Here is a 23,670-nt window from a genome sequence, read left to right on the forward strand (position 1 = left end):
CTCACTGTGTAAAAAACGTTTCCAGGATCAGCACTGCGGCCCGATCATCCACCCCGTGCCTGCCGAAATCACGACTGCCTCCGGCGGCCATCACCTCACCTTTGGCCTCGAAGCTGGTGAGCCGCTCATCCACCATCTCGACCGGCACATGGTAGCGACCATGCAGACGCTTGCCGAACTTGCGGGCCCGGGCACACATGTCGTTCTCGGTGTCATCCATATTGAGGGGCAGGCCAACCACCACCAGATCCGGGCGCCACTCGTCGAGCAGGGATTCAATCTGCTGCCAGTCCGGGATACCGTCGCGAGCGGGAATCAGCGCCACCGGCTGCCCGGTGCCCAGCAATTCCTGGCCGACGGCAACACCAATCCGGCGGGTACCAAAATCAAACGCCATAACACGACGGCTGGCTGGCTCAGGCATGGCCGACCGATTCACTGAGCTGGTTCAGATCAATGCCGATAAGCTGGAGTACCGCCTTGTAACGTTCTTCCCAGGGGGTACGGAACAGGATGTCAGTGGTGGCCGGGCAAGTCAGCCAGGCGTTACTGCCCAGCTCTTCTTCCAGCTGCCCCTCGCTCCAGCCCGAGTAGCCCAGGGCCACCAGGTATTCATCGGGGCCCTCAGCGCGGCCAATGCCCGCCAATACGTCGCGGGATGTGGTCAGCAGAACATCGTCGGTGACCTTGGCCGTATTCTGCCAACTGGTTCCGGGAGGGTGCAGCACAAAACCCCGTTCCGGCTGTACCGGACCACCGCTGAATACCGGCAGATCCAGTTCACCCCCCGGCAGGTCCAGCTGTTCCAGAATCTCACCCAGATGAATGTCCAGCGGATGATTGATCATCAACCCGAGGGCCCCGTCGTCGGAATGCTCGCAGATATAGATGACGCCGCCGTGGAAACGCGGATCAGCGAGATAGGGTGATGCCACCAGAAATTGGTGCCGCAAGCTGTGGGGAGAGTGCTTTGATGCTGTCATCCGGATGTCAGCCCCCGACGCTGGAAGGACCAGGTACGTATGATTTCGAGTTCATCCACCTCTTGCCGCATTTCGTCCGGAAATGGTGCAAAAGGCGCGGCCATCCTGACAATGCGTATAGCAGCGTCGTCCAGCACGGTACTGCCAGAAGACTGCAGGATAGCCACCTCTTTAATAGTGCCGTCCTTTTTCAGCGACACTAGCAATCTCAGTGTGCCATAGATTCCGGCATTGCGCGCCTCAGTCGGGTAATTGATATTACCCACCCGGGTTACCTTGCTCACCCAGTTCTGAACGTACCAGGCGTTGGTGGACTTGAGCGTGGAGGCAGCGGTAACGCGCATCACTCTGGGTTTGCGGGCATAGGCCTGCTGCTGGGCATCGAAGCGCGCCTCCAGGCTGGCAATCTCTAGGCTGCGCTCCATCAGGCTCTTTTTCTCCCGCACCGGCAGAGGCTCCTCTTCCGGCCTGGTGCGCTCCTCCGGCTGCTGAACCTTCTGGCTGGACGAGCTCTCGGTCTGCACCACCTGTTTTTCCTGGCGCGGCTGCGGCTCGGTCTGGGACGGCGGCTCAGGCTGAACCTGAGCCACTTCAGGCTGACTGACCTCTGCCGGTTGGGGCGTGGTCATTTCCCGAGCCTCTTCCTGGGTGCCGCTGCCTTTCTGACTGGTCTGGGCCAGAAAGTCCGCTTTCTCCGGGGCTTCTTCGTCGTCAAACTGGGACAGGGTGATTTCCATGGTCTGGGCCGAGGAACGGGGTGACTCAGGCGCAAAGGTGATTCCCAGCACCACGATGGCGTGCACCGCCAGCGCCATGAAAAGGGTGAAGGAAAACCGGTCGAAGTCGCTTACCTGAACTGCCATTCCTGATACGGATCCTGTCGTTAAACCTGCCCGGTCGCCATTACCGGATTATGCCTGACCCAGGCGCTTTGCAATTGCTTCCATTAACAGACCGCCAATATCGATCCCGAACGCCGCATCGAGTTCCCGGATACAGGTCGGGCTGGTGACATTGATTTCGGTGAGGTAGTCCCCGATCACGTCCAGGCCGACAAAGATGAGGCCTTTTTCTTTAATCACCGGTGCAACCCGCTCGCAGATTTCCCGGTCCCGGGCGGTCAGCTCACGACCCTCACCCCGGCCGCCGGCGGCAAGGTTGCCCCGATTTTCTCCGTGGGACGGTATTCTCGCAAGGGAATAGGGGACCGGCTCACCGTCGATCAGCAGGATACGCTTGTCGCCATCGCTGATTTCCGGAATGTATTTCTGGGCCATGGCCTGGTGGGTGCCATAATTGGTGAGAGTTTCGATGATGACCCCCAGGTTGAAATCATTTTCCCGGATCCGGAAGATCGAATGGCCGCCCATCCCGTCCACCGGTTTCATGATCACGTCGCCGTGTTTGGCATAGAACTCGCGAAAACGGCTTGCCGAACGGCTGACCAACAGCGGTGGTGTCAGGTCCTCGAACTGCGTGGCAAAGAGTTTCTCGTTGCAGTCGCGAAGCGTGGATGCCGGGTTAACCACCAGTGCCCCCTGCTGCTCGGCCGCCTCCAGTATATAGGTGGCCATCAGGAATTCCCGATCTACCGGCGGGTCCTTGCGCATGAGGATGACGTCCAGGTCGCCCAGCGCCCGGTCCTGGCTCGGGCCGAAGCTGTACCAGTTCTCTGGATCCATGTGGACGGTCAGGTCGCGGGTATGTGCCATGGCCCGACCACCATCAAGATACATGTCCGGCAGCTCCATGTACTCAATTTCCCAACCACGGTTCTGGGCAGCCAGCAACATGGCCAGTGAGCTGTCTTTCTTGAAGTGGATATCTTCAATCGGATCCATCACGATCCCGAGTCTGACGGTCATGGGCGTTCCTGCACTCCTGAGGGTTAAAAACACGAACCGGTCTGCAGAGCGGACCGGGCATTAAGTGCTATGCTTTGAAATCAGATGGTATTGTACCCGAGCTGCAAATGCATCCGGAGAAATCCTCAGTCAGTTACGTGACGTTGCGGGCAGAAGTACATTTGGTCACAAACTAATACTTTTTATCCGGCCATTGATAATCTATAAATGAGCGGGGTTTATAGAAGAACCTTAAGGTTTGTGTTAAAACCCCCGTTTTAAAATAACGACAGTCGCTGAGCGCAAGGCAGTTGGACAATGGATGACAACTTCGAGAATTTGAAGATCATGGTGATCGACGACAGTAAAACCATACGTCGCACCGCAGAAACCCTTCTGAAAAAGGTCGGCTGTGAGGTCATCACCGCGACTGACGGCTTTGACGCTCTTGCCAAGATTGCCGATTCCCAGCCGGACATCATTTTTGTTGATATCATGATGCCCCGCCTGGACGGCTACCAGACCTGCGCACTTATCAAGAACAATTCCTCCTTCAAAAAGACGCCGGTTATCATGCTCTCCAGCAAGGACGGGCTGTTCGACAAGGCCAAGGGCCGTATCGTCGGCTCGGACCAGTATCTGACCAAACCGTTCAGTAAGGATGAGCTGCTCAATACCATCCGCCAATACGTTCCACAGGCGGAACAGTAAACCTGCTGACCCCAAGAACCATCGAGGAAACCATGGCCCGCATTCTGATTGTTGACGATTCCCCTACCGAGGTTAAGAAAATTTCCACGATCCTGGAAAAGCACCAGCACGAAGTGCTGACCGCCGACAACGGCGCAGACGGTGTTGCCAAGGCCCGTGCCGAAACCCCGGATCTGGTTCTGATGGATGTGGTTATGCCCGGCCTCAACGGCTTCCAGGCAACCCGCCAACTGACCCGCGCACCAGAAACCGCTTCCATCCCGGTGATCATCGTAACCACCAAGGATCAGGAAACTGACCGCGTGTGGGGCACCCGCCAGGGCGCCAAGGGTTACCTGGTCAAACCGGTTAACGAAGACGACCTGATCAAAACAATCAACAGTCTGATTGCCTGATCCCCAACCGTGGAGTACGCATGTCCGCCCAGGCCGCCCCTTTTGCTGTTCTGACGGATATCGCCGCACGCAGCCGGTCCCTGGCTGCCGGCCTGCCGGAACAACAGGAAGCCGTTGAACTGTGGAACGGCATCGGTTTCGTTCTCGCAGGTGAACGCTACGTTGCCCCCATGGGCGAAGTTACTGAAATCCTCCATGTCCCCCGGTTCACCCACATACCGGGGGTTCGCCCGTTTCTGCTTGGCGCAGCCAATGTCCGCGGCCGTCTCCTGCCCCTGGTTGATCTCGCCGGCTTTTTCGATATTCCCCGCTCATCCCGAAGCCAGCGTGAGCGGCGAGTGCTGGTTGTTGAACAGGGCGATATTTTCAGCGGGCTGGTGGTCGACAGTGTCCTGGGCATGCAGTACTTCGCGACTGACAGTTTCAAGGATTCGCCTGAAGGCGTACCTGAAAACGTTCGACCGTTTGTCTCAGGCGGTTATGAACGCAACGAGGAAGTCTGGAAAGTGTTTTCGGCCGTCGACCTGCTCGAGGACGAACGATTTCTGGACGTCGCACAGTGGTAAGGGTGGTGACAATGGCAGGAACATCACCCTGACCGCCTGAAACCCGAAAAAACAAACTTGCCAATTTCTTGAAGAGGCCGGGAGCCAGAAAATGAAGAACAGAGCCGGAAGACTCAGTATGGGACAGGGAGGCAACAAGCTGGTTGCCGGCCTGATCGCCGCGCTGATCGCACTCACCATCCTGCTCGTTGTCGTGCTGTTCATTATCAACAAAGACAGCCAGAACGATCAGGAATACATCGCCAACACCGCCGAGCTGAGGGTGCTCTCTCAGGAGATTGCGAAGAACGCGACCGAGGCTGCCGGCGGTACCGCCGAGGCCTTCAACCAGCTGCGCCGCTCCCGTGACGAATTCCAGCAGCTCTGGACCAACGTAACCGAGGGTAACCCGGAAACCGGTCTGCCACCGAGTGAACTGGCCCAGCAGAGTGGCGTTCAGGAAAACTGGAACACCGTGCGGGAAAACGCCGACAGCATCCTCTCTACCCAGGATGCGGTACTCGGCCTGCACGAGGTTGCCCGGACCCTGAACGAAACCATCCCGCAGTTGCAGGTTGAGTACGACGATATCGTACAGATCCTGCTCGACAACGACGCACCCGCCGAACAGATCGCACTGGCCCAGCGCCAATCCCTGCTGGCGGAACGTATTGTTCGCTCGGTCAACAACGTACTTTCCGGTGACGAGGACGCGGTTATTGCCGCCGACCGTTTCGGTCGTGATGCAAGCCTGTTCGGACGAGTGCTCGAAGGCCAGCTGAACGGCAACCCGGCCATGGGCATCTCCAGGGTTAACGATGATGATGCCGTTTACGGTCTCGAAGCCGTCGATGAACTGTTCCAGTTCGTTTCCCAGAACGTAGACGCGATCCTTGAAGCCTCTCCCGACCTCTTCAAGGTTCGTACTGCTGCCAGCGACATCTTCCAGAATTCCGAGATCCTGCTTTCCGAGCTGTCTGTTCTGGCCGAGAACTTCCGGACCCAGTCCGGCTCGCGACTGGTCAGCCCGACCCTCGCCTTTGCCATCCTGGCCGCCATGGTTGCGATCGTTGTATTCATCGGTCTCGCCCTGTACCGCGAAGCGCAGGCCCGACTGGCTACTACCCAGGAGCAGAACGAGCAGAACCAGAACGCGATCCTGCGACTGCTGGACGAACTGGCCGACCTGGCTGATGGCGACCTGACCACCGAGGCCACGGTAACCGAGGACTTCACCGGTGCCATCGCCGACTCCATCAACTACGCGATCGACCAGATGCGCGGGCTGGTGCAGGCGATTCGTGGTACCGCCGTACGGGTAGCGTCCGCGGCCCAGGAAACCCAGGCCACGGCCATGCACCTTGCCGATGCTTCCGAGCACCAGGCCCAGGAAATTGCCGGCGCCTCCGCCGCGGTTAACGAGATGGCTGTGTCCATCGACCAGGTATCCTCGAACGCTGCCGAATCCTCTGCGGTTGCGGAGCGGTCGGTTGCGATCGCGAAGAAAGGCGCGGAAGTGGTACAGAACACCATCCGTGGCATGGACAACATCCGTGAACAGATCCAGGAAACCTCCAAGCGGATCAAGCGTCTGGGTGAGTCTTCCCAGGAAATCGGTGACATCGTATCCCTGATCAACGACATCGCCGACCAGACCAACATCCTGTCCCTGAACGCAGCGATCCAGGCGTCCATGGCCGGTGACGCGGGCCGGGGCTTCGCAGTTGTTGCGGACGAAGTTCAGCGACTGGCGGAACGTTCCTCCGCGGCTACCAAGCAGATTGAAGCGCTGGTTAAGACGATCCAGTCGGACACCAACGAAGCGGTTATCTCCATGGAACACACCACCGCCGAGGTGGTCCGTGGTGCCCGTCTGGCCCAGGACGCGGGTATCGCTCTCGAGGAAATCGAGAACGTATCCATGTCTCTGGCGGAACTGATCCAGAACATCTCCAACGCCGCACGTCAGCAGTCCTCGTCGGCCGCTCACATTTCCAACACCATGAACGTTATCCAGGAAATCACGTCCCAGACTTCCTCCGGTACCAATGCGACCGCGAAGTCCATCGGTAACCTGGCAGAAATGGCGTCCGAGCTGCGGTCTTCCGTTGCCGGCTTCACCTTGCCGGAAGAAGACGTGGCGGATCAGGAAGAAGAGGAAGATAGCGACGTTCCGGTGGTGGGCTGATTTCCGTTCCAGGGCTGTTGACGGTTTATGGCGCAAATGCATAACAACCTGTCACCTGCCGAGGGCATCTGGTCACTGCGCCGACTCCCGGATATGGACGAGGCGCAGTTCAGCCAGTGGCAAACCCTGCTGGAACACCGAACCGGCATAACCCTGTCCGCCGAGCGCCGTTCGTTTCTGGAAACGAATCTCGGCATCCGGATGCGGGAAATCGGTTGCAGCAGCTATCAGGCCTATTACGAGAAAATCGTATCCGGGCCCGATGCGATCAGGGAATGGTCAACGCTGGTGGATCGGCTCACGGTTCAGGAAACCCGGTTTTTCCGGGATCCCGATGCCTTCCGGCTGGTTTCCGACTATGTCCTGACCCGGCCACGGGAGCAGCTGAAAAAGCGCCCCCTGGAGGCCTGGAGTGTTGGATGTTCCACCGGTGAAGAGCCTTACACCCTGGCAATGGTGCTGAATGAATGCATGAGTCAGCTGGCGTTGCAGCCGCTGTTTGGTGTCACCGGCTCTGACATCAGCAAGCCGGTGATCGAGAAGGCCAGGAACGGCCAGTTCAATCCCCGCAAACTGCTGGGAATGGACGAAGACATGAAATCCCGGTATTTCCGCCCGGCCGAGCGGAATACCGTAGAAATTGTGAACAGCATCCGTGACAGGGTGTGCTTTACCAGACTGAATGTTCTGGATCTTGATAAGGCACCCATGCACGGGATGAACATTATCTTCTGCCAGAATCTGCTGATTTATTTCCGTCGCTGGCGCCGACGGGAAATTGTCAAGCGACTTGCAGAGCGGCTGGCGCCCGGGGGGTTGCTGGTTCTGGGCCAGGGAGAGCTGACCGACTGGCAGCCTCCCGGGTTACAGAGAGTCCCCTCGGAACATGTGCTGGCGTGGATCAAACGCCAGACTGACGAAGAATAACCGGAGTGGTTATGGGCAATCACCATGACAGCATCGCCCTCGACTGGGTTCGGGGCGAGATACAGGACACGCTGACCCAGGGTCAGCATGCACTGGAAGCGTATGTCGAGAATCGTGACGACACCGCGCGCCTGCGCTTCTGCCTGAATTATCTCCATCAGGTGCACGGCACCCTGCAAATGGTCGAGCTCTACGGTGCAGCCCTGCTCACCGAGGAAATGGAAAAGCTCACCCAGGCCGTGCTCAACGAAACCGTTGCCAATACCGACGAAGCCGTTGAAGTCCTGATGCAGGCCATCCTGCAGCTGCCCCAATACCTTGAGCATCTGGCCAGCAGCCAGGACGATTTTCCGATGGTGCTGCTGCCACTGCTCAACGACCTCCGGGCCGCCCGCGGCGAATCCCTGCTGTCTGATACCTCGTTGTTCAAACCGGACCTGGCTCCCTCACGCATCACCGTGACCGGGAAAGTATCCCAGCGCCTGCAAGACCCGACGGTTCTGGGCCACATCCGCAAGCTGCGCCAGATGTACCAGTTTGCGCTGGCCGGCGTCATCCGGGAAGCGGATCTCGATGCCCATTTCGAGTACATGCAGAAGGTGATTCAACGACTGATCCGTCTGTGCCAGAAAACGCCCCGGGGCGAGCTCTGGAAAGCGGCCAGTGCGTTCGTGGAAACACTGCAGGCACACGTCAATCCGGTGAATGCTGCGGTGAAATCCCTGCTCAGGGAACTGGACAGCGAAATCCGCCGACTGACCGACGAGCATGCGGATATCCTTCAGCAACCGGCCCCGGAAGCGCTGCTCAAACACCTGCTCTACTATGTCGCCCGTGCCCGGGATCTGGATTCACCCCAGGTCAGCGCCCTGCGGGACGCCTACCGTCTGAACCAGGCATTACCTTCGGAAGACGACGTTGATGCCGCCCGAACCCGGGTATCCGGTCCGGGTCGGGATGCCATTCATTCCGTTGTCGGCGCACTCAACGAAGAGCTGGCCAAACTCAAGGATCAGCTTGACCTGTTTGTTCGCTCAGAGCTGCGTCAGAACAGTGAGCTTGAAGACCTGCTGCCGGGTCTGCGTCAGGTGGCCAATACCCTCGCGGTGCTGGGGCTGGGCATACCGCGGAAAGTGGTTACCGAGCAGGTCGAACTGGTTGAAAAACTCAGCGCCCAGACCGAACAGGTCGATGATGGCACTCTGATGGACATCGCCGGCGCGCTGCTTTATGTCGAAGCCAGTCTCGCCGGCCTGGATAGTGAAGGGCAACACGAGTCGTCCTCAGAAGAGGCCTCCGATGCCCCGGTGAACCTTGGTTCCAGGGAACTTGGCGAAGCCAGTGGCGCGCTGCTCCGGGAATCCCGGAACACCCTGGAACAGGTTAAATCCGCCATCGTGAATTTCATTGCCTCGCAATGGGATACCCGAGAGATTGAACACGTTCCAGGTCTGCTGCACAGCATTCGCGGTGGCCTCAGCCTGATCCCGCTGGATCGGGTTGCCGGCATGCTGGCCTCGGCCGAACGCTACATTACCGATGTGCTGCTGAGCAGCAAACAGGTTCCGGACTGGAAGCAGCTGGATATCCTGGCCGATGCGGTCACCAGCATCGAGTATTACCTCGAGCGCCTGGCCGACGGGATTGGCGAAAACGACTCGATCCTGAAAGTTGCGGAAGACAGTCTCACATCCCTCGGTTTCCCGGTAGGGGCCGAACCCACCTGGACGGAAACCACCGCGGAGGATGTACCCGTCGTAGAGTCGGTTGAAGAGCAACCGGAGACCACCGCTGCGGCCGCCGAAGAAACCAAGAGCTCGGATGCGGAGCTTCTGGACGATGAGATTCTCGGCATTTTCGTAGAGGAAGCCGAGGAGGTTCTCGAAACCATCCATGAATTCTATCCCCGGCTGCGCCAGAATCACGATGATCGTGAAGCGCTCACCGAGGTCCGTCGTGCCTTCCACACGCTCAAGGGCAGCGGACGGCTTGTTGGCGCAACCAGTATTGGCGAGCTGGCATGGTCTGTGGAGAACCTGCTGAATCGCGTGATTGATCAGACCATTCGCCCCACCGACGACATGTTTAACCTGGTGGACGAAGTCAATGCCCGCATTCCCTCGCTGATCCGTGAGTTCAAGGAAGGCCAGACTGCAGGCGACGTTGAAGCGCTCATCAGTCGTGCCGAAGCCATGGCGACGACCCGTCGTACTGACGATGAGGCCGGAGAGGCACCGGAAGTTCCCGAGGTGGAAGACACTGCGGCCGATTCGCAAGAGGAAGCACAGGTAACAGAGTCACCCACTGAGGAAAAAGACACCGCCGAGGCCGCATCTGAAGAGTCCTTCGACGAAGACGACCTGATTGACGATGAAATACTCGAAATCTTCGTCGAAGAAGCCGGTGAGGTACTGGACACCATTCGTGAATACCTGCCGATGCTTCTGCGCCAGCACGATGACCGCAGTGCTCTGTCGGAAGTCCGCCGTGCCTTCCACACACTGAAAGGCAGTGGCCGTATGGTTGGCGCGCTGGTCGTGGGTGAGCTGGCCTGGTCGGTGGAAAATATGCTGAACCGCGTCATCGACGGCAGCATTTTCATGAACGATGACATTGCCGGCCTGCTGGAGGATGTCACCGCCAATCTGCCGGCCCTGGTCGAGGATTTTGAAAAGCGCCGGGCGCCGTCGGTGGATACCTCCAATCTGGAAGCCCGCGCCAATGCCCTGGCCAACGGCGAGATTCCCGATGCCAGCATGATGCCCGCTGCCGAGTCGGATGGTTCCGAAGCAGAAGGCGAGACCGGCACCGCTGTCGCAGAGACCGATGCCTCTGAAGAGGATGCGGTCGACCCGGTATTGCTGGACATTTTTGAAAGCGAAACCGAGACCCACCTGCAGACGCTGAAAGACTTCCTCTCGGCAGCGGGCGACAAAACCACCGTTGCCTACACCGATGATCTTTCCCGGGCCCTGCATACGCTCAAAGGCAGCGCACATACAGCAGGCATCGGTCCGATCGCAGCCGTGATCACGCCGCTGGAGCGTTTCGTCAAGGAATCCCGGGCCCAGAACAAGCGGGCCAACCGCGACGTCCTTTCGCTGATCGAATCCGCCTGCGATTTCCTGACCCAGGGCTTGGCCCAGATTCGTGAAAACCCGCAGGCCTCGCTGCCAGGCACCGATGCATTCCTTGAAAAACTGGATCACCTGACGGAGGAAACACTCCGCAGCCACAGTGAGGAAGCACCGCGCCAGCATCCACAGCAGGCACCGTCACAGCTGGTTCAGCTGTTCCTGAATGAAGGCCTCGACATCGTTCTTGATGCCGACCGGATTCTCGATCACTGGGCAGACAACCCTGGCGAGATGGAGTCGTTGAAACCGCTGCGTTCGGAACTGGAGCAGCTGACCTCCGGCGCCTCCGAAGCCGGGCTCGGCGATGTCGCCGCGCTCTCGGGTGCACTGAAAGAAACCTATGACGAGGCCGCGAAGCACGACGAAGCACCGGACGAGGCTTTCTTCGAGACGGTGCGGGCCGCTCATGAACAGCTGATCAACATGATGGACCAGGTGGCGGCCGGGCTCGCCACTGAATCCGGCGAAGACATGGTCGCCGCCCTCGAAGGGCTGAAACAGGCCCAGACCCCGGAAAGCCAGGAACCGGATGCCTTCGAGCAGGAATTCACCGGCGACCTTGAGGAGATCGATCTCAGCTTTGAGATGGACGAGACCGAGACGTCAGCCAGTGAAGAGCCCGCAACAACCGAGCAACCGCCGCTCCCGGAAACGGCCAAATCCGATGATGAAATGGATGAGGAACTGGCGGAAATCTTCCTGGAGGAAGCCCGCGACCTCGTCGATAGCACCGCCGAAGCACTCCAGAGCTGGAGCGAAGATACCGCCAACCTGGACATCCTGCGTCTGCTCCAGCGGGATCTGCATACCCTCAAGGGTGGCGCACGGCTGGCGGACATCCCGGCCGTAGGCGATCTCTCCCATGAACTGGAAAACCTGTTTGAGGGACTGACCGAACAGCGGCTGTCAATCACCGATGAGCTGTCCGACCTGTTGTTCCGCTGCCACGACCGTCTGGCGGGTATGGTTGAGAATCTTGAGGCCAAGGAGCCGCCACGTCCCGCTCCGGATCTCATTGGCGAAATCCAGGCTTACATGGACAGCGCCACGGGAACCCGTCCGGTGACCAACGTAGCCAGTCAGGACGAAAAACCCGAAGCCGAATCAGGCACTGAGGAACAGGCCCCGCTCCCTGACGTCGATGAGCCGGAAGAGGCCGACTTTGCCAATGCCGATGAGGCCGGCGAATCAGAAGACGGTGTCGCGGACCTGTCCCACCTGGATCCGGAACTGGTCGGCATCTTCCTGGAAGAAGCCTACGATCTGATCAACTCCACCGGCAGTGCCCTGCACACCTGGACCGAAGATCCCTCGGACCGGAGCATCGCCGCCGAACTGCAACGGGATGTCCACACTCTCAAGGGTGGCGCCCGGATGGCCGGCGTTGAAGCCATCGGCGACCTGACTCATGTGCTGGAAGACCTGTTCGAGAAGGTTGCGGAAGGTCAGCTGGAAGCCAGCGACTCCATGAATGACCTGCTGTTTGCCTGCCACGACAGGCTGGCGCAGATGGTCGAGCAAGTGGCCACCCAGAAGCCCTGCCCGCCGGCCGATGAGCTGGTCGCCCGCGTTCAGTCCATCCTGCGGGGCGAGGCGATGCCCTCAGATGCCCGTGAGGAAGAACCGGAACAACCGGCCGAGACCGAGAAAGCGGTGTCTGCGGCCGAGGAAGCACCAGAAGCCACCAGCCTCAGCGAGACTCTGACACAGGCCAGTGACGACGACCTGATCGGCATCTTCCTCGACGAAGGCCTGGAAATCTACGACGCTATCAGCGAGTGCCTGGATCAGTGGCGAGACGAGCCGGAAGAACTGACCGGCCTGACCCAGCTCCAGCAGGAACTGCACACCCTCAAGGGCGGTGCACGGCTTTCTGATGTTGATCCCATTGCCAACCTGGCAGAGGCATGGTCAGACGCCCTGGATCCGCTGATTTCCGGCTCCAATAACCAGAAGACTCTGCTCAGCCTCAGCGATCGGGCACTGGGCAGCCTCAAGACCATGCTCAACAGCCTGGAAGATGGCAGCAAGCCCGAATCTGATACGGCGCTTATTGAAGACTTCCAGGCAGCCCACGAGGTCGCCGCCGAAGAGACCGCAGCCCCCCGTGAAGAATCCGGACAGGAAGCGATCGATCCGGAAGTACTGGAAATCTTCCTGGAGGAAGCCGGCGAGATCATGGATCAGCTCGAGCAACTGCTTGAGGACTGGCGCAAGGAGCCGGCAAACCACAGCTTCAACCAGGAAGCCCAGAGGGCACTGCACACCCTCAAGGGCGGTGCCCGTCTGTCCCAACTTACCCAGCTTGGTGACAAGGCCCACGCTTTTGAAACCCGGTTGATTGATCTGGGCGGCAATGCCCCGGATGAATCACAGTGGCAGGCCATTACCGAAGATCACGACGCCATCATTGCCCTGGTTGCCGATATCCGTAAGGGCTATGAGTCCGGCTCGGGCGTGCCGGAACCGGCAAAGACCGAGCAGCCGGCGCCGGCCCAGACCGCGCCAGAACCTAAGAAGCCCGAAGAGCCGACAACGCCCGCCAAAGCGGAGAAACCGGTGGCACCGGCGCCGAAACCCGGGAAATCGCCGGCCAAGGCCCGCAAACAGGCGGCCGAAGCCCAGCGGGCGGCCCAGGAAACCATCCGGGTATCCGCACCGCTACTCGATGAGCTGGTCAACCTGGCCGGTGAAACCAGTATTACCCGTGGCCGGCTTGAGCAGCAGACCAGTGATTTTGGCCATACCCTCGATGAAATGGCCGCCACCATCGAACGTCTGCGTGAGCAGCTGCGCCGGATGGAAATCGAAACCGAAGCGCAGATCCTGTTCAGTGCCGAGAAAGAGCACGGTCCGGATTACGGCGACGACTTCGACCCCCTGGAAATGGACCGTTACTCGTCCATCCAGCAGCTGTCCCGGGCCCTGACCGAGTCCTCCTCGGACCTTGCGGACCTGCGAGAGACTCTGTCTGACCGGGTACGGGACACTGAAACCCTGCTGGTACAGCAGTCGCGGATCAATACGGAGCTTCAGGAAGGTCTGATGAAGACCCGGATGATTCCGTTCGCCTCCATGGTGCCCCGCCTGCGTCGGATCGTCCGCCAGATCAGCGGCGAGCTGGGCAAGAAAGTGGACTTCGATGTCCGCAACGCCGAAGGCGAGATGGACCGGAACATCCTCGAGCGCATGATCGCGCCCCTGGAACACATGCTCCGGAACGCTCTGGATCACGGCATCGAGAGCCCGGCCGATCGTAAACAAGCCGGCAAGCCGGAAACGGGCGAAGTCACGCTTTCACTGACGCGGGAAGGCGGCGACGTAGTGCTGCGCATGATCGACGACGGTGCCGGCATTCCCTCTTCGGTGATCCGCGACAAGGCCATCCGTCAGGGCATGCTGCGGGAAGATGAGGATCTGTCTGAACGGGAAATCCTGCAGTTTATCCTGCAACCCGGCTTCTCCACCGCTCAGCAGGTAACTCAGATTTCCGGCCGCGGCGTGGGCATGGACGTGGTTGCCAGTGAAATCAAACAGCTCGGCGGCAGCCTGGATATCGATTCCGCTGTTGGCCGCGGGACGACCTTCACCGTGCGCCTGCCGTTCACGGTTTCCGTGAACCGGGCCCTGATGGTTTCCACCGGCGAAGACTTCTACGCGATTCCGCTGAACACCATTGAGGGTATTGTCCGGGTCAGCACCTACGAGCTCGAGGAATACTACAAGCCGGATGCGCCGCTGTACGAATACGCCGGCCAGGAATACCGGCTCCAGTATCTGGGCAGCCTGCTGAACAGTGACCACCATCCGAAGTTGCAGGGGCAGGCCCTGCCGCTGCCGGTGATCCTGGTGCGCGGTGCCGAGCAGCCCATGGCCCTGCAGGTGGACAACCTGATGGGCAGCCGGGAAATTGTTGTGAAATCCCTTGGCCCGCAATTCAGTTCGGTCCGGGGTGTTTCCGGTGCCACCATTCTGGGTGACGGTAACGTGGTGGTGATTCTCGACCTGCCGGCCATGATCCGTTCCGACATCCTGTCCGAGCGTCAGCGCCTGGCCAATCTCGAGAAGGCCCGCGAGTCGGCCCGTTACGAGGAACAGGCCACCGTGGTCATGGTGGTGGACGACTCGGTTACGGTACGGAAGGTTACCTCACGACTGCTGGAGCGTAACGGCATGGAAGTCATCACCGCGAAAGACGGCCTGGATGCGGTGGCACAACTTCAGGATCACAAACCGGACATTATCCTGTTGGATATCGAGATGCCGCGGATGGATGGTTTCGAAGTTGCCAGCTTTGTACGCCACGACGATAACCTGCGGGAAACTCCGATCTGCATGATCACCTCCCGGACCGGCGAAAAACACCGCGAACGTGCGCTGGCCATTGGTGTCAACGAGTATCTCGGCAAGCCGTTCCAGGAAACCGAGCTGCTTGAGACCATTGAGCGGCTGACCGGAAGACAGTGATGGCCGGCCAGTGCGGCCGGCCAAAGGTCGGGATCGTCTCGGATGTGGTCCTGCAGCGTCATCGGCTGCAGGCCGCCACATCCAAGTTTGGTCTCGAGGTGTGCTTCTCCGGGGATCCGGACCGGTTGCTGGGCTATCCGGCGTTTCCCGATGCCAGCCTCTGGCTGGTCACCCTCGAGGACGAAGCCGATCACCCGTTACTGTTCGATCACCTGCTTGAAAACACGGAAGCACCGGTGCTGTTCGGACTGGACGAAGCCCCCAAACCCGGAAGCACTGAGTACTTTCGCTGGGAAAGACGGCTGCTGGGCAAGCTGGAGCAGCAACTGGGGAATCTGGAAGAGCTGGATTCCGAAGCCACACTGGCACAGCTGGAGCAGGATACACCGGCAGCGACACCTTCACCGGACCTGCCTCACTGGATTCCACCGGCTGTTCCCGGATCGGTGGCCGAGGAAGTGTGGATCCTGGGCGCCTCATTGGGTGGCCCGGCAGCGGTAAAAACGTTCCTGGATCACCTGCCTCCGAATCTGCCCGTGGGCTTTATCTATGCCCAGCACATTGATGGCAACTTCACCGAGGTTCTGACCCGGGTACTGGGGCGCCACGCCCACTACCAGCTCAAGCGGGCAGAAGAAGGGTACCAGGTCCAGAATGGTGATGTTGTGCTGATCCCGGTGGAACACGAGTGGAAGTTGAGCGAACAGGGCACGCTGACAGAAACCAGCAATGCCTGGCCGGGTCCGTATGGGCCCTCTATTGATCAGGTTTTGCTGAATGTCGCTGATCATTATGGCCAGCGCTGCCATGCCATTCTTTTCTCCGGCATGGGCAATGATGGCGCTATTGCGGCGCCTTTGCTGAAAGCTTACGGTAGCCGGATCTGGGTGCAGGAGAGCACAAGCTGTGGCAACAGCTCCATGCCCGAATCCGTGGCCGCCACCGGTTGCGCCGGTTTTTGTGGCACCCCGGAGCAGCTGGCCCGGGAACTGGTCAAAACCATTGAAGAATCCTGCCTGCTCAAGAGCCGGCAGAAACGGGACTCCGCCTGAGGTAACAAGCAATGAACGACAACAGCCAATCCCTCTCCTGCGTCATGATTCCCATGAGCGGACGGCAACTGTTGCTGCCAAACGTCTCGATTGCAGAAGTGGTCGACTACGCCAGCTCTGACGCGGGCGCCAACACACCGGAATGGCTGGTTGGCTACCTGGACTGGCGGGGCCTCCAGCTCCCGGTGATCTCCTACGATGCAGCCAACGGTGGCGCCCTTACCGTTCCGGGCGACAATCGTGGTCGGATTGTTGTACTCAACACCATCGGCGATCACCACAAGGAAGTCCCGTTTATGGCACTGGTTACCCAGGGTATTCCCAGCCAGGCCCGTCTGACCGAGGAACAGGTCAGGAAGCTGGAGGGCGAGCCAGGCCCGGCTGATCTCATGCTGGTTGAGGTAGAGGGCGAGAACGCCTGGATCCCGAATCTGGAATACCTGGAATCCCTGGTTGTGAAATCCCGGCACTGACCGGTTGTTCGTTTCACTGCCGGGCATGGCAGACATTCCTGCAAATGTTATAATGTTTCAAATTTTGCAGGATCCCGACCATGTCAGCCCGAGCCATTCCCTATCGGCCCCACAACCACGACGCGTGCGTCAGCCAGGCCCTGACTGACGCCCGAGCCATTTGCCAGCGCCAGAATGCCCGTCTCACCGCCATCCGGGAACGGGTGCTGGAACTGATCTGGCAGTCCCATAAGCCCCTGGGTGCCTATGATGTGCTCGCGGAGCTGTCCTCTGATGGCCATAACGCGGCCCCGCCGACGGTTTACCGCGCACTGGATTTCCTGCAACAACACGGCCTGGTGCATCGTATTGCCTCACTCAATGCGTTTATCGGCTGCACCCACGCGGGTGAAAACCACACCGGCATGTTTCTGATCTGTCGCGTCTGTGGCAATGTCCTAGAATTGACCGCACCGTCAGTCTCAACGGAAGTGCGCAAAGCAGCCGCTGAGGAAGGCTTCCGGGCCGAGAACACTACCCTTGAAATAGCCGGCCTTTGCCCCCGTTGCCAGGCGGAGCCGGACCATGACTGATCCTCTGGTCAGCCTGCAGAATCTCACCGTCCAGTTTGACTCACGGCCTGTGGTTGACCGGGTCAACCTGAAGATCCATCGGGGCGATATCATCACGATTATCGGCCCCAACGGGGCCGGGAAAACCACGCTGATCAAGGCAGTCCTGGGTATCCAGAAAGTGTCCGCAGGCCAGGTGTCGGTGAAAAAGAACCTGGTGATCGGCTACGTGCCACAGCATCTGACTCTTGAGGCCACACTTCCCCTCAGCGTCAAGCGGTTCATGCTGCTAAGCGGGCGGTCGCTCAGCGAATGTGAGTCCGCACTCGCCCGCACCGGTGTCGGCCACCTGTTACATGCCTCCGTGCACCATCTGTCTGGTGGTGAGAAACAGCGGTTGTTGCTGGCCCGGGCCCTGGCTCGCAAACCGGATCTGCTGGTGCTCGATGAACCGGCTCAAGGGGTCGATATCAACGGTCAGGCGTCGCTGTATGACCTGATTCGCCAGTTGCGGGACGACCTGAATTGCGGCGTGATCATGATCTCCCACGACCTGCACCTGGTCATGGCGGCCACTGACAAGGTTATCTGCCTGAACCAGCATATCTGCTGCAGCGGTTACCCGGCGGACATCTCCCACGACCCGGCGTTCATCGAGACGTTTGGCCGGCCGGTGGCCGAATCCCTGGCGGTTTACCACCATCACCATAACCACAGCCACGACCTGCACGGGGATGTGGTGGACAGCGAGTCTCACAACGCCCCATCCGGACACGCGGAGTGTGACCATGCCCATCATTAACGCCGTTCTGGACGATTTCTTCTGGCGCGCCCTGATTGGCGGCCTCGGCGTTGCTCTCGTGGCGGGACCACTGGGCTGTTTCGTGGTCTGGCGAAGAATGGCCTATTTTGGCGATACCTTGGCCCACTCGGCACTGCTGGGCATTGCCCTGAGCTTTCTGATCAGCGTGCCCCTGAACGTCGGGGTCATCATTACCTGTGTGGTGCTGGCCATGGCACTGGTGCTGCTGTCCCGTACGCGAGCCCTGGCAACAGACACAATGCTTGGCATCCTCTCACACAGCGCGTTAGCCATAGGCCTGGTAACCCTGAGCTTCATGCCGGATGTGCGGGTGGATCTGACCGGCTTACTGTTCGGGGATCTGTTGGCCATGAGTCGCGAAGATCTACTTTGGATTTATGGCGGCGCCACAGTCATCCTCCTTCTTCTCGCAGTGCTCTGGCGGGGGCTAATTATGAGCACGATCCATGAGGAACTTGCCCGTGTTGAGGGTGTTCCTGTGGAGCGTCTCCGGCTGGTTCTCATGCTGATGTTTTCGCTGGTCATTGCTGTCGCAATGAAAATCGTCGGTGTGCTGCTGATTACCGCACTGCTTATCATTCCCGCGGCGACCGCCAGGCGGCTGGCTCACAATCCGGAGATTATGGTGGCCATGGCAGTTATCTTCGGATGCATTGCGGTGACGGGCGGTCTGAGTCTGTCCTGGTACCTTGATACTCCCGCCGGACCTTCGATCGTGGTCACGGCCTTTGCGGCCTTTCTGCTGGTATACAGTGCCGCGGGAAGGGCCCGGGCCTGAATATTTCCCTGAATTCGACACCTCGTCTAAAGTGAAGGGATAAAGGCAGTTACTTTTACCCGGGTGCAAAGCCCGCCGCAAAGGAAGCTCGGCATGGAAAGCTCAGCTCCAGCCCGGTTCCGCAAACCGGTACTTTGGCCAGGGCTCTGGATCCCCCTGGTTCTGGTCGCAGTCGGGCTGCTGGTAACCGGAATCACCGCAACGATCGAAGGACGGCGGGCCATGGCCCTGGCTGAAGCGCGTTACTATGCCCAGCATCAGGCCCTGGTCAATCACCTGCTCGCCAACGTGCCGAATCAGCCGGAAGCGGGCGAAAGCAGCCAGCCCGTCTCGGCCTGGCTCCAGGCGTTGTTTAGCGACACTCTCCCCGAGTCCCTCGGCCTGCGCATCGATACCCTCGAACGACACACCAAGATGCCACTGCTGCAGATAGGAACCAACGGTTCGGTGGACCCAACTCGGGCGCTGCGCACTGAAGTGTCTCCACTGGACCAGCATTGGATACTCACCACCGTTCCCTCGCCCGAAGGGCTGGAAGAGGTCGCCCGTGCAGCCGAGCAAACGGTCTGGATCGCCGGTTTTGCCCTGTCTGTCTTCGCTGCCGCTCTTGCCCTGTTACTCAATCGTCGGCTTGATTTGCAGACGCTCCGCATCCGGGGCCTGGAACAGAGGGAAGTCGGCGCTGACCATCAGATCGCCAACTTTCAGGTTGAGAAGTCGATATTGCGTCAGGCGCTGAATGATAGCGAACAGCGAAGTCGTGACCTGGTGGCTCTGTCCGGAGCCGTGATCTGGGAACTGGATGAAAATGGCAGGATCGGTTTTGTTTCTCCACAGATTGCCGAACTTCTGGATCGGGCGCCCGCTGACCTCGTCGGGCAGCCCCTGGAGGAACTGGTGGCACCCGCCTTTCAGTCCAATTACCGACTGGCCCTGACGACCGCTCGCAGTGAGCGCTCCATTGAGCGAATTGATCTTCCTCTCCTCCACCGCAATCAGGAAGCAGAGGTTCCGGTAGTGCTCAGGGTCCGGGCGCTGAAAGACCCGGTCCACGGCCTGTCAGGCTTCAGGATAAGTACACTGCAACGTTTGGCGGTCTAGTCGAGGGTCTTGTGAGTGCCGTCGCACAAGGGCGCGTTGCCCGTCTGCTTGCAACCGCAGAACCAGACCCACTCTTTCTTTTCCGCCTCGTACTTCACCGGGCTTATACCGGTTCCCTTATGGGAGCCGTCACAGAAGGGCTGGCTGCCACTGCGGCCACAGGCACACCAGAGGTAGTTCTTTCCTGCCTCCACCATCACAGAAAAGGGCGTCTTGCTGGCAACCACCGGTTTTTCATCGGACATATTCTGTTCCCCAAGTCATGACTGTACTGCACCAGTATAGACACTCCTGAAGAAACACCGCTTTTAGAGGGGCCTGACGACATCCGCCAGACGCCCGGTTTCGATAAGCTCCAGAAACTCGTCACCCAGGCGGTCACTTTCGGCAATGGCCGATCGCCAGGCCCGCTCCCGGCCGGCATCATCACCGACATAGCGCTCAAAATCCTTCCGGTCCGGGAGTTTTCGGTCAGGCAGGGATTCCAGATAGGTTTTTGAGGGCGCCACCAGCAGTACATCCTGCAACCGGGTGGCGTCGCCCCGCCGCCAGGGCAAAGACTTGTCGAACCAGCCGGGCACCACCTTATCGGTGAAGTGCGGGTATAACACCACGCCCGGCTGCTGGTAGGGCAGGTCCAGGTGATAGTCCAGAAGGCCACCGTCACGATAGACCCCTTCCGGCGCACCGGGAATATTCCGGACACCGGACATCACCAGCGGAATGGAGGCAGAAGCCAGAAGGGCGGGCATCAGGTTCTCGCGGGTCAGCGCCACTTCGTGGCTGGGAAAATCCACCAGCTTCGCCACAGGCGCTTTCAGGCGGGCATCGTGGATGATGCCCCGCTCCATAAACCGGCTGAGGTGCCGGCGACTGACCATATTGGCGCTGATGGCGCTCATCAGGCCAAGCCCCAATCGCCCACGCGCGTCCTCCGCGAGCATGCCAAGGCTGCGAACAACCACGACGTTAAGCCGGTACCAGGGGTGGTTCAGAATGGCATCTTCCCGGCCACCAAGCAGCTCTTCCAGGAACAGCACACTCTTGCGGCTCACTTCCGCCGCACTGACGCCTTTGGCGAATCGCTGCGCGGTGTAAAGCTCAGCCAGCCGACCGAGCTGACTTTTCGGGTCATCGGAGGAAGCCACGGCGGCAAACCGCCAGCTTCCGATCGAAGAGCCGATCAGCGATCGTTCCTGCGGAACCCGCGGCAGCCAGTCGCCGAATATGGCCTTGTCCAACCCGCTTATTCCCAGAGCCTTGGGGCCACCGGCAGCGCCCGGAATCACGTGTACGTCTTCCGGTGACAGCGGTTTTTCCTTGAAGCGCTGCAACGCGCGACGGCCGGCCCGGATAGTCAGGGCCGGTTCTCGGGTGTGAATAGCAGTCATAGGATGGTCCCTGGGCGTGTCCCTGAATTGTTCTCGCGGAGTTTAGCGAAGTGGACAAGGCCCGGCCAACTGAACAAAACTAATGGTGGTCATAAACGACGCTATCTGCTTAATTAGAGCAATGGCCATGCTAGACTTCACGACAGTCCCGGCACCGGACGCGGGCGGATACGACTCAGACAGCGGGAGTATGCTGTGAATTTTTCGGTACCACCCTCTACCCTTGCAACCAACCCGACCATCGCGGTGCTGGGTTTCAAACGCCAGTTGGTCTATCACCTGCATTTCTGGGCGTTCATCGCGGTGGCTCCCCTGGTGATGGTGCAATGGCAGCAAGCCCATTACCTGCTATCCGCGGTACTGGTCCTGTTCTGTGTCAACGCCCTTCTGGTCATCGCTTTTCTGAGGTTCCGTGGCACCTATTTTCTCAAAGGCCGACTGTTCCCCCTGCTCGCGGTGGTCAGTGCCGCCTATTCCACGCACATCAATGGCCATGCCGGTCTCTACTGGGCCTACCCTGCCGCCACGGCCCTGTTTTTCCTGCTGCCCCTGAGGGAAGCCATTGGCAGCAACATTATCTTTGTGGTGGTTATGGCTGTCGTGTCCTTCCTGCGCTTTCCTGAAGCCGACTTTTGGCGAATCACTTTTTCCCTTGGCCTGACCTGCCTGTTTGCCATGATTTTTGCCTTTCTGGTGGGCAAACTCCAACAGGAGCTCACACGCCTGGCCACCACGGATCCATTGACCGGTTGCCTGAACCGCTCACAGCTTGCCGATATTCTCAACGGCCAGATTCAGATGCGGGAACGGTATGAACGGGTGTCCAGCCTGATTTTGCTGGATCTGGACTACTTCAAGACCATCAACGATCAGTGGGGCCATCTGGCCGGTGACAAGGTGCTCACGGAAATGGCGCTGCGTTTGCGCAAACGACTGCGGGAAAGTGATCAGCTGTTCCGGATCGGCGGCGAGGAGTTCATGATCGTCCTGCCGGAAACCCGCCAGAAAGATGCCGATGCGTTGGCCCACCAGCTTTTGACCAGCATCAGCGCCCGGCCTTTCCTTGAAGATATCAAGGTGACGGCCAGCGCCAGTGTCGCGGAAGTCAGCAAGGGGGAAACCTGGTCGGTCTGGCTGAACCGGGCGGATCAGGCGCTGTATGAAGCGAAGTCCCGGGGTCGCAACCAGGTGGTCAATGCCGCCCGACCACTTCCGGTTGTGGGTCGGGGCGCCGAAAACATGCCCGATTCCGCGTCGGGCTGAAGCGCAGTACCTGCCAGGTTTACTGATCGCAGCGTTTACGAAACTCCCGGTAGGCGCTGAAAACCTCCCAGGGGCACTCGAAATGCGGGTAGTGCCCGATGTTCCTCAGAGTCACTACATCGCCATCGGGTATCAGCTCCCGGTACCGACGCGCCATGCCGGCTCCGGAGACAGGATCGGCCGTACCGGATATCAGTCGCATCGGTTGAGTCGCCTTCTGCAACGCGCCAACCCAACGGTTCCGGTGACAACGGCGCTCTTCCATGAACTGGATAAGGTGGTGCAGGATGCCTCGCCCGTTGTTGTAGGTCAGCAGATGCCAGAAGTCCTCCATGTCCTGACGGTCCGGTGGATTCTGGCTGCCGAATAACCGGCGGAAGCTGCGCTCGAAACTGCGTCGTGTGAGACCTCGGCTGATCAAACCGCCAAAGGGGCTTCTCAACAGCTTCTGAATCAGCAACGGATTGTGGACTTCCGGGAAAAGGGCACCGTTGAGAAAGCAGACACTGGCAATCCGGAAAGGCAGCCCGCCTTCCTGCTCCCTGGCCAGAAGTTCCTGGGCCACACTGCAACCATAGTCATGGACCAGCAGGTGCACCGACGGCAGGCCCAGCCCCTCAATCCAGCCCTGGAACAGATCAGCCTGGTCTTCGATGCTGTAATCGTAATTGGAAGGCTTATCTGAAAAACCGAAGCCCAGCATATCCAGCGTCAGCACATTGTGCTGCTGGACCAGCATCGGCCAGAGCCGATTCCAGTCCCAGCTGGCGGTAGGAAAACCGTGAATCAGGACCAGCGGTTCACCCGTGCCTGCCATCCGGCTGAAAATGGCATGCCCCTCGAAACTGAACCACTTACCTCCCTGTTGCCACCCTTCAAGGGTGCCTTCATCGCGCCCTGCGGCGGAAATCCCACCGACGGTAGGCATCACCTCTTCCATGTATTGTCCCCGGCGAACATTTACAGCCCGAAACTTTAGAACAAAGCAGCTCCCGCTGCCATAGCCCTGTCGCCCAAACCACAGGGCGAGGAAGCCAAAGT

Annotated in this window: 20 protein-coding genes; 13 read left to right on the top strand and 7 right to left on the bottom strand. The window is 59.5% G+C overall.

The genetic code is table 11. The features are described from left to right. Position 1: 1 nt before the first annotated feature. Genes ruvX through gshB form a run of 4 tightly spaced genes read right to left on the bottom strand, consistent with a single transcriptional unit; the run spans position 2 to position 2,848 of the window. Positions 2 to 424, bottom strand: a complete 423-nt coding sequence (gene ruvX / locus KEHDKFFH_RS07055; protein WP_104321262.1) for a Holliday junction resolvase RuvX — start codon at positions 422 to 424, stop codon at positions 2 to 4. Next, positions 417 to 983: a YqgE/AlgH family protein gene (locus KEHDKFFH_RS07060; protein ID WP_192875756.1), complete on the bottom strand. Its 567-nt coding sequence runs from the start codon at positions 981 to 983 to the stop codon at positions 417 to 419. The genes ruvX and KEHDKFFH_RS07060 overlap by 8 nt, the downstream gene beginning before the upstream one ends. After that, positions 980 to 1,846, bottom strand: a complete 867-nt coding sequence (locus tag KEHDKFFH_RS07065) for an energy transducer TonB (protein WP_104321264.1) — start codon at positions 1,844 to 1,846, stop codon at positions 980 to 982. Before KEHDKFFH_RS07065 ends, KEHDKFFH_RS07060 begins: the two co-directional genes overlap by 4 nt. A gap of 48 nt (positions 1,847 to 1,894) precedes the next feature. Continuing rightward, complete coding sequence (gene gshB / locus KEHDKFFH_RS07070; RefSeq protein WP_104321265.1) at positions 1,895 to 2,848, bottom strand: glutathione synthase; 954 nt, start codon at positions 2,846 to 2,848, stop codon at positions 1,895 to 1,897. A gap of 297 nt (positions 2,849 to 3,145) precedes the next feature. Here gshB and pilG point away from each other — a divergent pair, with 297 nt between their 5' ends. The 12 genes from pilG (at position 3,146) to KEHDKFFH_RS07130 (ending at position 19,975) form a co-directional block, all read left to right on the top strand. Then, positions 3,146 to 3,538: a twitching motility response regulator PilG gene (gene pilG, locus KEHDKFFH_RS07075; protein ID WP_008175635.1), complete on the top strand. Its 393-nt coding sequence runs from the start codon at positions 3,146 to 3,148 to the stop codon at positions 3,536 to 3,538. Between the two features lie 32 nt (positions 3,539 to 3,570). Next, on the top strand, positions 3,571 to 3,933 hold the full coding sequence (gene pilH / locus KEHDKFFH_RS07080; protein WP_104321266.1) for a twitching motility response regulator PilH: 363 nt from the start codon (positions 3,571 to 3,573) through the stop codon (positions 3,931 to 3,933). 20 nt (positions 3,934 to 3,953) lie between these two features. After that, complete coding sequence (locus KEHDKFFH_RS07085) at positions 3,954 to 4,499, top strand: chemotaxis protein CheW (RefSeq protein ID WP_064229600.1); 546 nt, start codon at positions 3,954 to 3,956, stop codon at positions 4,497 to 4,499. A 91-nt stretch (positions 4,500 to 4,590) separates the two neighbouring features. Continuing rightward, positions 4,591 to 6,666: a methyl-accepting chemotaxis protein gene (locus tag KEHDKFFH_RS07090; RefSeq protein ID WP_192875757.1), complete on the top strand. Its 2,076-nt coding sequence runs from the start codon at positions 4,591 to 4,593 to the stop codon at positions 6,664 to 6,666. Between the two features lie 27 nt (positions 6,667 to 6,693). Then, entirely contained in the window at positions 6,694 to 7,593 is a 900-nt protein-coding gene (locus KEHDKFFH_RS07095) for a CheR family methyltransferase (protein ID WP_064229598.1), read from the top strand. 11 nt (positions 7,594 to 7,604) lie between these two features. Beyond that, positions 7,605 to 15,197 carry an Hpt domain-containing protein gene (locus KEHDKFFH_RS07100; protein ID WP_104321268.1) on the top strand — a complete coding sequence of 2,531 codons (7,593 nt, stop codon included), beginning with the start codon at positions 7,605 to 7,607 and terminating at the stop codon, positions 15,195 to 15,197. Then, positions 15,197 to 16,249, top strand: a complete 1,053-nt coding sequence (locus KEHDKFFH_RS07105; RefSeq protein WP_104321269.1) for a chemotaxis protein CheB — start codon at positions 15,197 to 15,199, stop codon at positions 16,247 to 16,249. The genes KEHDKFFH_RS07100 and KEHDKFFH_RS07105 overlap by 1 nt, the downstream gene beginning before the upstream one ends. An 11-nt stretch (positions 16,250 to 16,260) precedes the next feature. Continuing rightward, a complete protein-coding gene (locus KEHDKFFH_RS07110) occupies positions 16,261 to 16,722 on the top strand; it encodes a chemotaxis protein CheW (RefSeq protein ID WP_104321270.1) in 462 nt (153 codons plus the stop codon). Positions 16,723 to 16,802: 80 nt separating this feature from the next. Next, the gene (locus KEHDKFFH_RS07115; protein ID WP_104321271.1) at positions 16,803 to 17,294 is read left to right on the top strand and encodes a Fur family transcriptional regulator; all 492 of its coding nucleotides are present in this window, start codon (positions 16,803 to 16,805) and stop codon (positions 17,292 to 17,294) included. Continuing rightward, entirely contained in the window at positions 17,287 to 18,075 is a 789-nt protein-coding gene (znuC, locus tag KEHDKFFH_RS07120) for a zinc ABC transporter ATP-binding protein ZnuC (RefSeq protein ID WP_104321272.1), read from the top strand. Before KEHDKFFH_RS07115 ends, znuC begins: the two co-directional genes overlap by 8 nt. Then, positions 18,062 to 18,874: an iron chelate uptake ABC transporter family permease subunit gene (locus KEHDKFFH_RS07125; protein ID WP_104321273.1), complete on the top strand. Its 813-nt coding sequence runs from the start codon at positions 18,062 to 18,064 to the stop codon at positions 18,872 to 18,874. Before znuC ends, KEHDKFFH_RS07125 begins: the two co-directional genes overlap by 14 nt. Positions 18,875 to 18,967: 93 nt before the next feature. Further along, a complete protein-coding gene (locus KEHDKFFH_RS07130; protein ID WP_104321274.1) occupies positions 18,968 to 19,975 on the top strand; it encodes a PAS domain-containing protein in 1,008 nt (335 codons plus the stop codon). Here the strand turns inward: KEHDKFFH_RS07130 and KEHDKFFH_RS07135 are convergent. Both KEHDKFFH_RS07135 and KEHDKFFH_RS07140 read right to left on the bottom strand, forming a co-directional pair. After that, a complete protein-coding gene (locus tag KEHDKFFH_RS07135) occupies positions 19,972 to 20,220 on the bottom strand; it encodes a CDGSH iron-sulfur domain-containing protein (RefSeq protein ID WP_104321275.1) in 249 nt (82 codons plus the stop codon). The genes KEHDKFFH_RS07130 and KEHDKFFH_RS07135 overlap by 4 nt on opposite strands. A 63-nt stretch (positions 20,221 to 20,283) precedes the next feature. Beyond that, positions 20,284 to 21,366 carry a patatin-like phospholipase family protein gene (locus KEHDKFFH_RS07140; protein WP_104321276.1) on the bottom strand — a complete coding sequence of 361 codons (1,083 nt, stop codon included), beginning with the start codon at positions 21,364 to 21,366 and terminating at the stop codon, positions 20,284 to 20,286. Between the two features lie 195 nt (positions 21,367 to 21,561). Between KEHDKFFH_RS07140 and KEHDKFFH_RS07145 the strand changes: the two genes are divergently transcribed. Then, on the top strand, positions 21,562 to 22,629 hold the full coding sequence (locus KEHDKFFH_RS07145) for a GGDEF domain-containing protein (RefSeq protein ID WP_104321277.1): 1,068 nt from the start codon (positions 21,562 to 21,564) through the stop codon (positions 22,627 to 22,629). Positions 22,630 to 22,648: 19 nt separating this feature from the next. Here the strand turns inward: KEHDKFFH_RS07145 and KEHDKFFH_RS07150 are convergent, their stop codons facing one another. After that, positions 22,649 to 23,569, bottom strand: coding sequence for an alpha/beta fold hydrolase (locus KEHDKFFH_RS07150; protein WP_104321278.1), 921 nt, complete (start codon positions 23,567 to 23,569; stop codon positions 22,649 to 22,651). Between the last annotated feature and the right edge of the window lie 101 nt (positions 23,570 to 23,670).

The organism is Marinobacter maroccanus, assembly GCF_002933275.1.
GTDB lineage: Bacteria > Pseudomonadota > Gammaproteobacteria > Pseudomonadales > Oleiphilaceae > Marinobacter > Marinobacter maroccanus.